Source organism: Diaphorobacter sp. (assembly GCF_050251835.1).
Classification (GTDB): domain Bacteria; phylum Pseudomonadota; class Gammaproteobacteria; order Burkholderiales; family Burkholderiaceae_C; genus JBFXIE01.
The window spans coordinates 30,673-45,200 of sequence record NZ_JBFWLZ010000009.1 but is presented as its reverse complement, the minus strand read 5'-3'; the positions used below and the strand labels follow the sequence as shown (position 1 = coordinate 45,200).

At 69.0% G+C, this 14,528-nt stretch carries 14 protein-coding genes; 8 read left to right on the top strand and 6 right to left on the bottom strand.

Annotated elements, in window-relative coordinates; translation table 11 throughout:
• Window positions 1-20 precede the first annotated feature (20 nt).
• The 5 genes from tldD to AB7E35_RS05175 all read right to left on the bottom strand — a co-directional run bounded on the left by tldD (window position 21) and on the right by AB7E35_RS05175 (window position 4,876).
• A complete protein-coding gene (tldD, locus tag AB7E35_RS05195) occupies window positions 21-1,481 on the bottom strand; it encodes a metalloprotease TldD (RefSeq protein ID WP_428162171.1) in 1,461 nt (486 codons plus the stop codon).
• A gap of 63 nt (window positions 1,482-1,544) precedes the next feature.
• Window positions 1,545-2,726, bottom strand: coding sequence for a rod shape-determining protein RodA (gene rodA, locus AB7E35_RS05190; protein ID WP_428162170.1), 1,182 nt, complete (start codon window positions 2,724-2,726; stop codon window positions 1,545-1,547).
• Between the two features lie 36 nt (window positions 2,727-2,762).
• Window positions 2,763-3,344: a hypothetical protein gene (locus tag AB7E35_RS05185; RefSeq protein WP_428162169.1), complete on the bottom strand. Its 582-nt coding sequence runs from the start codon at window positions 3,342-3,344 to the stop codon at window positions 2,763-2,765.
• Window positions 3,331-4,137 (bottom strand): hypothetical protein, encoded by an 807-nt coding sequence (locus tag AB7E35_RS05180; protein ID WP_428162168.1) that lies wholly within the window; start codon window positions 4,135-4,137, stop codon window positions 3,331-3,333. Before AB7E35_RS05180 ends, AB7E35_RS05185 begins: the two co-directional genes overlap by 14 nt.
• 49 nt (window positions 4,138-4,186) lie before the next feature.
• Window positions 4,187-4,876: a class I SAM-dependent methyltransferase gene (locus AB7E35_RS05175; RefSeq protein WP_428162167.1), complete on the bottom strand. Its 690-nt coding sequence runs from the start codon at window positions 4,874-4,876 to the stop codon at window positions 4,187-4,189.
• Window positions 4,877-4,946: 70 nt separating this feature from the next.
• Here AB7E35_RS05175 and AB7E35_RS05170 point away from each other — a divergent pair, with 70 nt between their 5' ends.
• The 3 genes from AB7E35_RS05170 to AB7E35_RS05160 all read left to right on the top strand — a co-directional run bounded on the left by AB7E35_RS05170 (window position 4,947) and on the right by AB7E35_RS05160 (window position 7,202).
• Window positions 4,947-5,855, top strand: a complete 909-nt coding sequence (locus tag AB7E35_RS05170) for a LysR family transcriptional regulator (protein ID WP_428162166.1) — start codon at window positions 4,947-4,949, stop codon at window positions 5,853-5,855.
• 43 nt (window positions 5,856-5,898) lie between these two features.
• Window positions 5,899-6,273, top strand: a complete 375-nt coding sequence (locus AB7E35_RS05165; protein ID WP_428167197.1) for a VOC family protein — start codon at window positions 5,899-5,901, stop codon at window positions 6,271-6,273.
• Between the two features lie 308 nt (window positions 6,274-6,581).
• Window positions 6,582-7,202, top strand: a complete 621-nt coding sequence (locus tag AB7E35_RS05160) for a YqiA/YcfP family alpha/beta fold hydrolase (protein ID WP_428167184.1) — start codon at window positions 6,582-6,584, stop codon at window positions 7,200-7,202.
• A 14-nt stretch (window positions 7,203-7,216) separates the two neighbouring features.
• On the opposite strand, the gene AB7E35_RS05155 is transcribed toward AB7E35_RS05160, so the two are convergent.
• Window positions 7,217-8,791 (bottom strand): PglL family O-oligosaccharyltransferase, encoded by a 1,575-nt coding sequence (locus AB7E35_RS05155; protein ID WP_428167183.1) that lies wholly within the window; start codon window positions 8,789-8,791, stop codon window positions 7,217-7,219.
• 246 nt (window positions 8,792-9,037) lie between these two features.
• On the opposite strand from AB7E35_RS05155, the gene AB7E35_RS05150 reads away from it, so the two are divergent.
• The 5 genes from AB7E35_RS05150 (at window position 9,038) to ruvC (ending at window position 14,366) form a co-directional block, all read left to right on the top strand.
• The gene (locus tag AB7E35_RS05150; protein ID WP_428162163.1) at window positions 9,038-11,125 is read left to right on the top strand and encodes a ribonuclease catalytic domain-containing protein; all 2,088 of its coding nucleotides are present in this window, start codon (window positions 9,038-9,040) and stop codon (window positions 11,123-11,125) included.
• Window positions 11,126-11,204: 79 nt separating this feature from the next.
• Window positions 11,205-12,065 carry an energy transducer TonB gene (locus AB7E35_RS05145; RefSeq protein WP_428162162.1) on the top strand — a complete coding sequence of 287 codons (861 nt, stop codon included), beginning with the start codon at window positions 11,205-11,207 and terminating at the stop codon, window positions 12,063-12,065.
• Entirely contained in the window at window positions 12,065-12,916 is an 852-nt protein-coding gene (gene aroE, locus AB7E35_RS05140; protein ID WP_428162161.1) for a shikimate dehydrogenase, read from the top strand. Before AB7E35_RS05145 ends, aroE begins: the two co-directional genes overlap by 1 nt.
• A 92-nt stretch (window positions 12,917-13,008) precedes the next feature.
• A complete protein-coding gene (gene mtgA / locus AB7E35_RS05135) occupies window positions 13,009-13,725 on the top strand; it encodes a monofunctional biosynthetic peptidoglycan transglycosylase (RefSeq protein ID WP_428162160.1) in 717 nt (238 codons plus the stop codon).
• An 80-nt stretch (window positions 13,726-13,805) separates the two neighbouring features.
• Window positions 13,806-14,366, top strand: coding sequence for a crossover junction endodeoxyribonuclease RuvC (gene ruvC / locus AB7E35_RS05130; protein ID WP_428162159.1), 561 nt, complete (start codon window positions 13,806-13,808; stop codon window positions 14,364-14,366).
• Window positions 14,367-14,528 lie beyond the last annotated feature (162 nt).

Below are 14,528 nucleotides of genomic sequence, written 5' to 3'. Positions count from 1 at the left end.
GCAGCAGCGGGGCGTGCGGATCAGGCCGTGCCGCCCACCGTCAGGCCGTCGATGCGCATGGTGGGCTGGCCCACCCCCACGGGCACGCTCTGGCCCTCTTTGCCGCAGGTGCCCACGCCGCTGTCCAGGCGCATGTCGTTGCCGATCATGGTGACGCGCTTGAGGCACTCCGGCCCGCTGCCGACGATGGTGGCGCCCTTGACGGGGTACTGGATCTTGCCGTCTTCCACCCAGTACGCCTCGCTGGCGCTGAAGACGAACTTGCCGCTGGTGATGTCCACCTGCCCGCCGCCGAAGTTGGTGGCGTACAGGCCCTTCTTGATGCTGGCGACGATTTCCTGCGGGTCTTTGTCGCCGCCCAGCATGTAGGTGTTGGTCATGCGCGGCATGGGGATGTGGGCGTAACTCTCGCGCCGGCCATTGCCCGTGGGCTTGACGCCCATGAGGCGCGCGTTCATCGCGTCCTGAATGTAGCCCTTCAGGATGCCATCCTCGATCAGCACGTTGCGCTGCGTGGCGTAGCCCTCGTCGTCCACGTTCAGCGAGCCGCGCCGGTCGGCGATGGTACCGTCGTCCAGCACGGTGACGCCCTTGGCCGCCACGCGCTGGCCGATGCGGCCGCTGAAGGCGCTCGACCCCTTGCGGTTGAAGTCGCCCTCCAGCCCGTGGCCCACGGCCTCATGCAGCAGCACGCCGGGCCAGCCGGGGCCCAGCACCACGGTCATCTCGCCAGCGGGCGCGGGGCGCGACTCCAGGTTGACCAGGGCGGCGTTGACGGCTTCATCGACGTACTGGGCGATCTGCTCGTCGCTGAAGTACGCCAGTCCAAAGCGCCCGCCGCCACCGGCGGAACCCATCTCGCGGCGCTCGCCCTGCTCGGCGATGACAGTGATCGACATGCGCACCAGCGGGCGCACGTCGGCCGCCAGGGTGCCGTCTGCGCGGGCCACCAGCACCACGTCGTACTCGCTGGCCAGCCCGGCCATGACCTGCACTACGCGGGGGTCCCTGGCGCGAGCGCGCTGCTCGGCGCGCTCCAGCAATTGCACCTTGGCCGTGCTGTCCATCGAGGCGATGGGGTCGATGCCAGGGTAGAGGCTGCGGCTGCTCGCTATCTTTTTGGCGCCCACACGCACCTTGCCGGACCGGGATGCCGACGCAATCGAGCGCACCGTGCGGGCCGCGTCCAGCAAGGAGGCCTCGGAGATGTCGTCGGAGTAGGCAAACGCGGTTTTCTCGCCGCTGACGGCACGCACGCCCACGCCCTGATCGATGGAGAACGAACCCGTCTTGACGATGCCCTCCTCCAGGCTCCAGCCCTCGCTGCGGGTGTACTGGAAGTACAGATCGGCATCATCCACGCGGTGCGCGCGGATCTCAGCCAGGGCGCGGGAGAGGTGGGACTCGTCCAGGCCGAAGGGGGTGAGCAGCAGCTCGCGGGCCAGGCCCAAGCGTTCGATGGTGGGTTCGCGGGAAATCATGCAGTGATTGTAGGCAGCGGCCAACGCCCCCGCGCACCGGGCGGGTTGGCGGGCAAACGCCCCTTACGGCATCTGCAAGGACTGCGGCGGCTTCTGCACGGTCTGGTGCTGCGCGCGGGCCACCGACATCAGCACCCCCAGCGCCAGCCCCAGCGTCACCATGGCCGTGCCGCCATAGCTCACAAACGGCAGCGGCACGCCCACCACGGGCAAGATGCCGCTGACCATGCCCATGTTCACGAAGGCGTAGGTAAAAAAGATCATCGCCACGGCCCCCGCCATGAGGCGGCCAAACAACGTGGTGGCACCCACCGCCAGCGCCAGGGCGCGCCACACCAGCAAGATGAAGCAGACGATCAGCGTGATGTTGCCCGCCAGGCCGAACTCTTCGGAGAAGGCGGCAAAGATGAAATCGGTGGTGCGCTCTGGGATGAACTCCAGGTGCGTCTGCGTCCCCGCCATGAAGCCCTTGCCCCACACCCCGCCCGAGCCGATGGCGATCATGCCCTGGATGATGTGAAAGCCCTTGCCCAGCGGGTCACGCGTGGGATCCAGCAGCGTGCACACGCGCTGGCGCTGGTATTCGTGAAGCACTCTCCAGTCCACGCCATCGGCGCACAGCTGCGGCTCGAACCAGACGATGAGCGCAATACCCACGGCACCCGCCAGCACCGGCGGCGCCACCAGCTTCCAGGGCAGGCCCGCAAAGAAGATCACCGACAGCCCGGCGGCCAGCACCAGCAAAGATGTGCCCAGATCCGGCTGCTTCATGATCAGCCCCACGGGAATCAGCAGCAGCGCCAGCGCCACCACAAAGTCCAGCGCGCGCAGCTGGCCTTCGCGCTTTTGGAACCACCATGCCAGCATCAGGGGCATGGCGATCTTCATCAGCTCGCTGGGCTGCACCACCACGCCCACGTTGATCCAGCGCGTCGCCCCCTTCTTGGTGATGCCGAACAGCTCCACCGCCACCAGCAGCACCACGCCCAGGGTGTAGAGAGGGACGGCCAGCATCATCAGCCGCTGCGGCGGCACCTGCGCCACCACGAACAGGATGCCGGCGGCCAGCAGCATGTTGCGCCCGTGGTCGTAAAAGCGCGTGCCGTGGTCGTAGCCCGCCGAATACATGGCCACCAGGCCGATGGAGGACAGCGCCAGCAGCAGCAGCAGCAGCGGCCAGTCAAAGCCGCGCAGCAGCGGCAGGATGCGCCGCAGGGGCGAGGGTTGGTCGAAAACGGCGGACATGGGCGCGATTATCGGGCGTGCACCCGCGGCGGCGCGTCAACGATCACGCAAGCCGCTGCGCAGCGCCGCGCGCATGTCGTCGCGCAGGTGCTCGACGCCCTTGATGACGCCCGGACCGCCGTTTTGCCAGCGAACGGTGAACGCCTGCGCAACCGCGGCGCCGTGCGACGGATGGCTCAGCACGCGAAACACCACCTGGGTGCCGCCCTCGACCAGCGCGGGTGATGCGAACAGCCGCACGATTGGGCCCAGCTCCTGGATCTCGATGCCGAGCATCACGACACCGTCCGATGATGCGCGGGCGCGCTCGGCCTGCAGGACTGCGTCCAGCGCCTCCACCCGCCGCAGTTCGGCGCGCGCGAAGCAGCCGTCGGCGAGGAGGAAAATCCGCAGCCCGTCCTCGGCCGCCCTCTCGCGCGCTGCCACGTCCTTCTGGTCGACGCGCCAGCGCGATGCCCAAAGCACGCGTGCGGCAGCGTCTGGCTCGCACAGCGCGGCCGGCTGGGGCGGGTCGAATGCCACCGTCGTGCTGGCGCAGCCGGCCAGCAGCGCGCCGCCAACCAGCGCCGGCGCGAGGGCGGCGCGCCAGCCAGCCATGCCCGCTTCAACGCCGCACATGGCAGCCGTTGTGCTGCGCCAGCACAGCCGCGGCCTGCGCGACACGGTCGAGTGTGGGCAGGATGGACGGCGTCTCGTCACCAAGCAGGCACAGCGTGTCGTTGCCGGGTTTGGCCCAAACAACGGCCGCGGCGGCGCCAGTGATCTGGCGCCAGCTTCCCCAGTGCGCGGCGACGGTAGCATTGCCCTCGATGCGCGAAAACGTGACGGTACCCACCGGACTGACGAGCGCGTTGCCGCCCCCCCGACAGTCGGGCGTGGCGTAAACCAGCGTGCCGGCGTGATAGTTCACCACGCTGTCGCTGCTCCGAACAATCGTCACCATCTGGCGCGCCGACTGGCCACCGCCCATCGGCGAGCACACCTTGGGATTGATCCACTCGCCTTCCAGCGCCGCCGTGCCCGACGCGACCGGCGAGCCGGTGCTACCCGCGCAGGCGACCGCGATGGTGTCCACGTCGTCCCTCACCGTGCCGCTGCCCCGGGTCACACCGCAGGTCTGCCCATCGGGCTGGGTCTTGACAGTGACGTCATAGGTGGCGCCGCTGGCCAGTCGGGCGCCGAAGACAAACGGGCCGTTGGCGTCGAGGCGCAGATCGTCGCCGCCGTTGTTGCGCAGCACCAGCACGTGACCGGCGCCCAGGCCAGTCAGGGTGCCGCCGACTCGAAACGGGCCAGCCGCGTCGTCGTCGCTGCCGCCGCCGCAGCCGGAAAGCGCGAGCGCGGCGAGCGCGGCGGCCGCAACGGCTGGGCGCTGGCATGAAACATGGCGAAGGTGCCGAAGAACTGACATGATGAAAACTCCGATTCGCGGATTGAACAAACGAGAACAGCGCCACCGCTCAACCCGGCTTGCGCGCGACGATGAATGGCCGAGCGTCGCGACCGCGCGTGCCGTGCCGCTCAATGGCGATCACCTCCAGCCCGGCGCGCCGCAGCGCGGCGCACAGGCGCGACTCATCCAGCCGCAGCAGCGGCGGCGCCAGGCCCAGCGCCCGCATCACCGGCACACCAGCCAACGCCAGCAGCGGATTCATCTCGGCGATGCACGGCGTCTTGGCGATGAACAGCCCGCCGGCACGCAGCGTGTGCGCCACGCCCGTGAGCACGCGCTCGAGGTCGCTCACCAAATGCAGCACGTTGAAGGCCAGCACCCGGTCGTGCGCCGCCGTGTCGAAAGCCATCGCGTCGGCATCGGCCACGGCAAAGTCCAGGCCCGGCGTTGACTGGGCCGCCAGCCGATCGCGGGCGATGTCGATCATCGCGGGCGACACGTCGGTGGCCAGCCAGCGTCCGACCGCTGGCGCCAGGCGCAGCGCCGTGGCGCCAGTGCCGCAGCCGATCTCCAGCACGACATGCTCGGGCGACAGCAGGGCGCTCACGCAATCCAGCGTGCGTTCGTAACCGGCCAAATCGGCGATGGCTGCGTCCGCATAGCGGCGCGCAATGCGATTCCAAAAGCGCGCCTGGCGTGCGCCGGCCAGCGGCGCGCCAACGGGGCGAGGGAATGCGTTAAAGCAGGGAGAAGACATGCCGACATAGTAGTTCCATACTTGAATGCATGAAATCCACAAGAAAATCAATAGCGATATACTTTTTTGCATGAATCAGCCCGACTGGAACCACTTGCACGCCTTCCTGGAAACGGCCGAATGCGGCTCGCTCTCGGCTGCCGCACGCAAGCTGGGACTGACGCAGCCGACGTTGAGCCGCCAGGTTGCCGCCCTCGAGGCCAGCCTGGGCGTGACACTGTTCGAGCGCGTCGGCAAGGCCATGGCGCTGACCGAGTCCGGGCTCGACCTGCTGGAGCACACGCGCGCCATGGGCGCCGCCGCCGACGCACTGGCACTGGCGGCCACCGGGCGCTCGCAGGCGGTGGAAGGCGTGGTCACCGTGTCGGCCAGCGACATGGTGGCCACCTACCTGTTGCCGCCGCTCGTCAAGACCATTCGCGCCCGGGCGCCGGGCATCACGGTCGAGCTGATCGCCTCCAACGCGTTGAGCGATTTGCGCCGGCGCGAGGCCGACATCGCCGTGCGCCACGTGCCACCCCAGCAGCCAGACCTGATCGCGCGCCTGCTGCGGCAATGCACCGCGCACGCCTACGCGTCGCGCGACTGGGCGCTGGCGCACGGCCACCCGCGCCGCGCCGACGAGGCCACCGCACTGCCCTTTGTCGGCAGCGACCGCGGCGGCCATTACCTGGCCTATCTGCGCGCCCACGGCCTACCGGTGGACAGCGCCAGCTTCACCTGCCATGCCGAGAACAGCACCGTGCAATGGGCGCTGGTGCGGCAGGGGCTGGGCATCGGCTTCATGCTGGACGAAATCGCCGCCGCCACGCCGGACGTGGTACGCGTGCTCGACGACATGCCGCCGATCGAATTCCCGCTCTGGCTGGTGACGCACCGCGAGCTGCGCACGTCCCGCCGCATGCGCCTGGTGTTCGGCTGGCTGGCCGAAGGGCTGACGCGGCCGGCATGCGGGCCGTCGCCAGCTACCAGCGCCTGAACCCCGCGCCCGACGCCGACGCGCTGGTTGCGGCCATGATCGCCTGCCGCTGTCCCACGTCTCGCTGGACACCAACCGCTTCAGCGAGGCCGTGGCCTTTTACGACGCCGTGCTGGTCGCGCTCGGCATTGGCCGCGTGCATGACTGGAGCGAGCATCAGGCCGTCGCCTATGGCCGCGCATTCCCCGAGTTCTGGAATCAGCACCCGCACGACATGCAACCGGCGCAGACCGCCAACGGCGTGCACATCGCGTTTCTGACCGATAACAACGCACAGGTAGATGCCTTCCACCAGGCCACGCTGATCCACGACGGCCGCTGCGACGGCCCGCCCGGCCCGCACCCAGAGCACAGCGACGCCTATGACGGCTGCTTCGTACACGACCTGGACGGCCACAAAATCGAAGCCATGGCCTGAAACACCAGCGCCCGAAGGAACCGGAACCAGCCCATGCCCTCAGCCTCAGTAAGCGCCGCGCCCTGCTGGCCGTCACAGGCGTTGGCTCCACAGTGATCGCGCGTCTTGTACAGATGGAATCGAGTCGCTGGCGCACCTGGCGCGCGACGCGCAGCTCACCGGATCGAACTGCTGGAAAAACAGCCCGCAGGTGCGTGCCTCCATCGTCGTCGCCATCGAGGCGGCACGCGCCTGCCATTATTCTTTGGCCCTGGATTGAAACTTGGCCCGCACGCCGCAACCGCCCTGATTTTCTGCCCTTGCCCTCCATGCCCACCACCCACCTGCTGTACCTGCACGGCTTTCGCTCATCGCCCCAGTCCACCAAAGCCCGTCTGGTGGCCGCGCACATGGCCCGTCACCGCCCCGAAGTGACTTTCTGGTGCCCGCAGCTGCCGCCCTCGCCGCGCGAGGCCATGGCGCTGGTGGCGCGTGGCATTGCCGACTGGCCACAGGGGCCGGCCATGGCGGTGATCGGCTCATCGCTGGGCGGCTATTACGCCAGCTGGGTGGCGCAGCACGCGCGCTGCGCCAGCGTGCTGCTCAACCCCGCCGTGAACCCCGCGCGCGATCTGGCGCGCCACATCGGCGAGCAGACCGCCTGGCACAACCCCGAGGAGCGCTTTTTCTTCCGGCCCGAGTTCATCGGCGAGCTGCAGACGCTGGACGTGCGCCACCAGCCGCCCGCCGGGCCGCAGCTGCTGATTGCCGCGCAGGGCGACGAGGTGCTGGACTGGCGCGAGATGGTGGCCCGCTACCCGCAGGCCCGCCAGCGCGTGCTGCCCGGCGGCGACCATGCGCTGAGCGACTTTGCCGCGCATCTGCCCGGGGTGCTGGCCTTTTGCGGCCTGGAGGACGGCTTGGGTGATGGCCTGGGAAACCCGGGCTGACACGCCAAGCCGGATCACTGCAACGGCGCGCCGCCAGCTGCTGTGCCGCGCTGCCAGCGTTCAAAGTCGCGTGGATAGGCGCGGCGGTAGCGGTCGGTGTGCAGCGCCACATCGTCCTGCAGGCCCAGCAACTGGGCGCTGGCGATCAGCTTTTCGATCACGCGCGGCTCGGGCGAGTAGTGCAGCAGCTGCTGCGCCAGGGTGTGCATCTGCGGCGCATTGGCGGGCGTGACCGCCGTGGTGGTCAGCTGCGCAAACTGCGCCGGCGCCTGAAAGAACCACACCTGCCGCGCCACATCGGCCGCCGTCATGCCGCGCAGGGCCGCCGGGCGCTCGGCCGCGGGGCGGTACAGCGCGCTCACGCGGTCGTAGTCGCGCACCAGCAGGCCAGCCCACACCAGCGCAGCCAGCAGCGCGGCACCCGCCAGCACCCGGCCCACTGAAAAACCGCCCCCCTGCCCGCCGCCCCGGCGCCACCACGCCGCGCGCCGGGCCAGGGGCTCCAGCAGCACCAGCACGGCCAGCGCGGTGGCCAGCTGAAACGGCCCGTACCACAGCGGAAACTCCAGCAGGCTGTGCAGGCCCACGATGGCCAGCACGCCCCAGGCCAGCTGGCGGTGGGGCTGCGCCTCGCGCCAGGGCCGGGCGCGCCACAGCGCCCACAGCAGCAGGCCGCACAGCGCCAGCGCGGCCGGCAGGCCCAGCTCCACCGCCAGGTGCAGCGGCAGGTTGTGCGCGTTGTCCAGCAGCACGCAAAAACGCTCGCTCGCAAACGGGGTGATGTAGTGCGCGTAGTCCAGCTCGCCCCAGCCCCAGCCGGTCCAGGGCCGCTGGGCAATCAGCTGCAGCACGTTGGACCACAGCGCGGTGCGGCTGGTACAGGCGCGCGACTCGCCGGCCAGCCGCACGAACAGGCCCTCCATCTGCACACCGGTGACTTGCATCAGATACTGCGGCAGCCACCAGGCCGCCAGCAGATACAGCGCCACACCCACCGCGCCCACCACCAGCGCCAGCGCACCGCTGCTGCGCCACCACCACAGCAGCACCAGCACCATCAGCCATTGCAACGCCCCCGTGCGCGACGCCGTGGCCGCACCGGACGCGGCCAGCGCCGCCAGCGCCCAGGGCACCAGCGACGCCGCCACCAGCGCCAGCCAGCGCTGCGGGCCGCGCTGATCGGACAGCGCCGCGCCCCCGGCCTGCAGCCGCGCCACCCACCACAGCAAGGCCCACACCCCCAGCGCCAGCAGCGTGGCCTGCTGGTTGCGCTGGCGCAGGTTGCCCAGCGCCTGCCCCGGCACGGAAGGATGCACCCAGGGCTCCCAGCCGGGGTCGCCCACAAAAAACTGCACCAGGCCGATGACCGCGGCCATCAGCGCCGCCAGCACCAGGCCCGCCGCCAGACTGCGCCCCAGGCGCTGCGCATCCGGCCGCCAGGCGCCCGTCCAGGCGCAAGCGGCGATGAGCCAGGCGCAGGCGCCGCTGGCCATCAACGGCCAGAAGTTGGAGTACGGCGCCTGGGTGACGCCAAAGACAAAGGGCAGCGCCACGGCCAGCGCCATCAAAGGTGCAATATCAACACGCATGGCAGGGCGGCGGCAGGCGCGTGGGCGCAATCAGGAATGGCAGGTTCGTGGCAGACAGGCACGGCATGGTGGCGCACATCATAGGCACGGACCACCGGCGCGGCCGTGGTGGCCGTCAAGCGGGTGCCGTCAAAGCCCCTGGCGCCCGTCCATCAGACGCTGACAGCTATCAAAACAGTAGCTATTCCCGGACTGGCGCAGGTTGGCGCAAAAGCCGCGGCCCCGCCGTGGGAAAATCGCGCCCCTATGCACGCACTGTTCGACGAAGCCGGCAAGTTCCTGGCGGGCCGCATCCTCTCCGAAGCCGACACCTCCGCGCAAATCGAGCTCGACTCGGGCAAGCGCGTCAAGGTCAAGGCCGCCAACATCCTGCTGAAGTTCGACAAGCCCGCCCCGGCCGAGCTGCTGGCGCAGGCGCGCGCCATCGCCGCCGGCGTGGAGCTGCCGCTGGCCTGGGAGTTCGCGCCCGAAGACGAGTTTGGCTTTGCCGACCTGGCGCGCGACTATTTTTCTGCCAACGCGCCCGTCACCGAGCAGGCCGGCATGCTGGTGGCGCTGTTTGAGGCGCCGCACTACTTTCGCCGGGCGGGCAAGGGGCGTTTCAAAAAAGCCGCCCCCGAAATCCTGCAACAGGCCCTGGCCGCCATCGAAAAGAAAAAGCAGATCCAGGCGCAGATCGACGCCTGGGCGGCCGAGCTGGTGGCCGGCCGCTGCCCGCAGCCCGTGCGCGAGCAGCTCTACAAAATCCTGTTCAAGCCCGACAAGAACGCGCCCGAATACAAGGCCGTGGTGGACGCCAGCCGCAGCGCGCAAAGGGCGCCGCTGGATCTGCTGCAGGCCGCAGGCGCGATCGATTCCAGCTACCAGTTCCACTGGAAGCGCTTTCTGTTCGACAACTTCCCCAAGGGCACGGGCTTTCCGGCCGTTACCGCGCCGCAACCGCCCGCAGATTTGCCGCTGGCCAACGTGCAGGCCTACTCCATCGACGATTCGCAGACCACCGAGATCGACGACGCCCTGTCGGTACAGGGCCTGGGCAGCGGCACGGTGACGCTGGGCATCCACATTGCCGCGCCGGGCCTGGCCATTCAACCCGGCGGCGAGCTGGACAAGCTGGGGCGCACGCGCCTGTCCACCGTCTATATGCCGGGCTACAAGATCACCATGCTGCCCGACGACGTGGTGCAGATCTACACCTTGGACGAGGGCCGCGCCAACCCGGCCGTGTCGCTGTACGTGACGATCGACGAGGCCACGCTGGCCATCACCGCCACCGAGACACGCCTGGAGCGCGTGCCTGTCAGCGTGAACCTGCGCCACGACCAGCTGGACCACATCGTCACCGAAGAATGGCTGGCCGACCCGTCCATTCAACATGAAAACACGCCCCAGCCCTTGCTGGACCTGCGCGAACAGCTATCGTTTTTGCACCGCCTGGCCAAGCAGCTCAAGGCCCAGCGCGAGGTGGTGCGCGGCAAGCCCGAGACCTTCAACCGGCCCGATTACAACTTCCGCCTGGAAGGCAACGGCAAGAATGAACCCGACGGCAGCGAGATCGTGCGCATCGGCACGCGCAAGCGCGGCGCGCCGCTGGACCTGATCGTGGCCGAGGCCGCCATCGTCGCCAACAGCACCTGGGGCAACATGCTGGCCGACCACGGCGTGCCGGGCATCTACCGCAGCCAGGCCAGCCTGGCGCCGGGCGTGAAGGTGCGCATGTCCACCAAGGCGCTGCCGCACGCGGGCATTGGCGTCAAAAGCTATGCCTGGGCCACGTCACCGCTGCGCCGCTATGTCGATCTGGTGAACCAGTGGCAGATCATTGCCTGCGCGCGCCACGGCAAGACCGCCGCGCTGGCAGCGCCCTTCAAGCCCAAGGACGCCGAGCTGTTTTCCATCATCAGCAGCTTTGATGCCGCCTACAGCGCCTACAACGGCTACCAGGCCGGCATGGAACGCTTCTGGACGCTGAAGTACCTGCAGCAAAACCAGATCACCGAGCTGGACGCCACCGTGTTCAAGGAGGGGCCCAACGGCAGCTTCCTGGTGCGCGCCGACACCCTGCCGCTGGTGCTGCCCGTGCTGGGCGCACAAGCCTTGCCGCGCGGCGCCCGCGTGCGCGTGAAGCTGGGCGAGATCGACGAGATCACGCTGGACGTGGCCGGCACCCTGCTCGCGCGGCTGGACGATCCGCAGGATGCCAGCGACGACGGCCCGGTGGACGAGGACGAGGGCGACGAAGAAGCCGTGGCCGGCCCCATCGCCATTGCGGTGGATGTCAACGAAGCCGAAGGCGATGGCGCCAGCGGCACCACTGATAATCGGGCGCCGTGAACACCGCCCGCACGCCACGCCGCCACGCCGTTTGCCACTTGCCCGTGGCGGCCTTTTGCCCCCTGGGGATTGCCTGACGATGAAAATCCCGGCCCTGCTCCAACGCCTGACCACGCTGCAGATTGCGCTGGCCGTGTCGGTTGCCGTGCACGCCATGCTGCTCACGGTGCGCTTTGTCGATCCCGAGGGCTTCAACCGTGTGTTCCAGGACACGCCGCTCGAGGTGATCCTGGTCAACGCCAAATCCGCTGAGCGCCCCGACCAGGCCCAGGCCATCGCCCAGGCGTCGCTGGCCGGCGGGGGCGACGCCGCACAGGGCCGCGCCACCAGCCCCCTGCCCTATTCGGCCCTCAATGCCATTGGCGACGACCTGGAAGATGCCCAGCGCAAGATGGATCAGATGCAGGAGCAGCAAGCACAGCTGCTGGCCCAGCTGCGCCGGCAACTGGCCGTGATGCCCGAACCCGACCCGCGCAAGCCCAGCCAGAGCGCCGACCGCGAGGAGCAGGACGAAAAGCGCCGCCAGCTGGTCAAGCTGCTGGCCGAGATCGAAAAGCGCATCAACGAAGAAAACGCCCGCCCGCGCAAGCGCTACATCAGCCCCGCCACGCGCGAGGAGGTCTATGCCATCTATTACGACGCGCTGCGCCGCAAGGTGGAAGACAAGGGCACGCAGAACTTCCCGGAACAAGGCGGCCAGAAGCTGTACGGCGAGCTGATCATGATCGTCACCGTCAACCACGACGGCCAGGTGCTGGCCACCGAGGTGGTGCAGGGCTCGGGCAACCGCCTGCTGGACAGCCGCGCCGAGGCCATCGCCCGCGCCGCGGGGCCGTTTGGCCACTTCGGCCCGGCGATGCGCGCCAAGGCCGACCAGATTGCCGTGGTCTCGCGCTTCAAGTTCACGCGAGACCAGACCCTGCAGACCGACGTGCGCTGATGACCCCCCTCACCGATCTCTACTGCGTGATGGGCAACCCCATCGCCCACAGCCGCTCGCCCTGGATTCATGAACGCTTTGCCCAGCTGACGGGCCAGGCCCTGCATTACGAGCGCCGGCAGGTGGCACTGGACGGCTTTGCCCAGGCGCTGCACGACTTCGCAGCGCAGGGCGGGCGCGGCTGCAACATCACCGTGCCTTTCAAGCTGCAGGCCGCGCAACTGGCCACCACCCGCAGCGAGCGCGTGCAACTGGCCGGCGCGGCCAATACGCTGGTTTTTGACGACGGTGGCCGCATCCACGCCGACAACACCGACGGACTGGGCCTGGTGGCCGACATTACCCAAGGCGCGGGCGTGCCCCTGGCCGGGCGCGACGTGCTGCTGGTGGGCGCGGGCGGCGCCGCGGCCGGCGTGCTGGGCCCGCTGCTGCAGCAGCAGCCCCGGCGCGTGGCCGTGGTCAACCGCACGGCCGGGCGCGCGCACGCGCTGGTCGCCAGCCATGCGGCGCTGGCCATGCTACAAAAAACTGAGCTACTGGCGCTTGACATACAAGCGCCAGAGGCAGATTTTGATGTCATCATCAACGCCACCGCCAGCAGCCTGGAAGGCAGCCCGGCACCCGTGCCCGCCAGCGTGCTGCGCCCCGGCAGCCTGGCCTACGACATGATGTACGGCCCCGCAGCGCAAGGCTTTCTGGACTGGGCCACGGCCCACGGCGCCACCGCGCGCGACGGACTGGGCATGCTGGTAGAGCAGGCGGCCGAGGCCTTCCAGCTGTGGCGCGGCGTGCGCCCGCCGTCGGCCCAGGTGCTGCAGGAGCTGCGTACGGCCATCGCTGCGGGGGCCTGAAATGAAACATTCCCCTGAGCGGCTGCGCCGCTGGCCTGCGTTGCGCCAGTTGCATGGGTCGCACGTCGTGCAACGCGTGGTGAAAAACTGAAATGCGCCCCCTGCTGCGCTGGATCGCCCTGGTGGCGCTGGCACTGCTGGCGCTGCAGCTGTTTTTTGTGGCGCGCATCGCGGCCATGGTGGTCATCAACCCTGAATCCACCACCTTCCAGCGTTCGGAAGCCTGGGCACAAATCGCCCAGGGTGGCGGTCTGCGCTGGCGCCAGCAGTGGGTGCCGTACGCGCAGATCTCCGACCACCTCAAGCGCGCCGTGGTCGCGGCAGAGGACGACAACTTCGTCAACCACGACGGCGTGGACTGGGACGCGATCGAAAAAGCCTGGGAGCGCAACGCCCGCGCCGAAGCCCAGGCCGCCAGCCGCCCCACCGCCCGCGCGCCGCGCATCCGCGGCGGCAGCACCATCACCCAGCAGCTGGCCAAGAACCTGCTGCTGTCGGGCGAGCGCAACCTGGTGCGCAAGGGGCAAGAGTTTGTGCTGACCCTGGCGCTGGAGCAGCTGCTGCCCAAGCAGCGCATCCTGGAGATCTACCTGAACAACGTGGAATGGGGCGCGGGCGTGTTCGGCGCCGAGGCCGCAGCCCGGCACTACTTTGGCAAAAGCGCCCGCCAGCTCACCGCGCCCGAGGCCGCCCGCCTGGCCGTGATGCTGCCCGCGCCCAAGCGCTACGAGAAAACGCCCGGCTCCGCCTATCTGGCAGGCCGCACGCGGGCGCTGCTGGCGCGCATGGGGCGCAGCGAGCTGCCATGAGCGGCTCACACTACGGTTTTGAAACAGAATCGATCCCAAGCCAGTAAAGACAAGCGTGAGCAGCTATTGAAAAGAGAGCAATGAGAATCCTTGGCATCGACCCCGGACTGCAGACCACGGGCTTTGGCGTGGTGGACGTGGACGGCCATCGCCTGCGCTATGTGGCCAGCGGCACCATCCGCACGACAGGGCGTGCCTCGGGCCTCGCATTGGGGGATCTGCCGGGTCGGCTCAAGGTGCTGTTTGACGGCATCAGCGAGGTTGCGGCGCGCTACCAGCCCGGCGCGGCGGCGGTGGAGATTGTGTTTGTCAACGTCAACCCGCAGTCCACGCTGCTGCTGGGCCAGGCGCGCGGCGCGGCGCTGACCGCGCTGGTCAATGCCAACCTGCCGGTGGCCGAATACACCGCCCTGCAAATGAAAAAAGCCGTGGTGGGCCACGGCCGCGCGGCCAAGAGCCAGGTGCAGGAAATGGTGCGCCGCCTGCTGGAGCTGCCCGGCCTGCCGGGCACCGACGCCGCAGACGCCCTGGGCCTGGCCATTACCCACGCCCACGCGGGCGCAGCCATGGCCCGCGTGGGCGAGGTGACGCAACTGGCGCGGCGCCAGCACGCCATGTACAAGGGCGGGCGCAGTTATTGAATAAGGACACCCCCCTGTGCGACTGCGTCGCTTCCCCCCGCTCTCGCATTGCTGCGCAATGCGGGCAGGTGGACGCCACCAGCGCGGCGGGGCGGCCCTTGCGCGGTGGCTCTCGCCTGGGTCGCGCCAGTGTCATGCGGTGCGCGCAGCGCCACGGAAAAC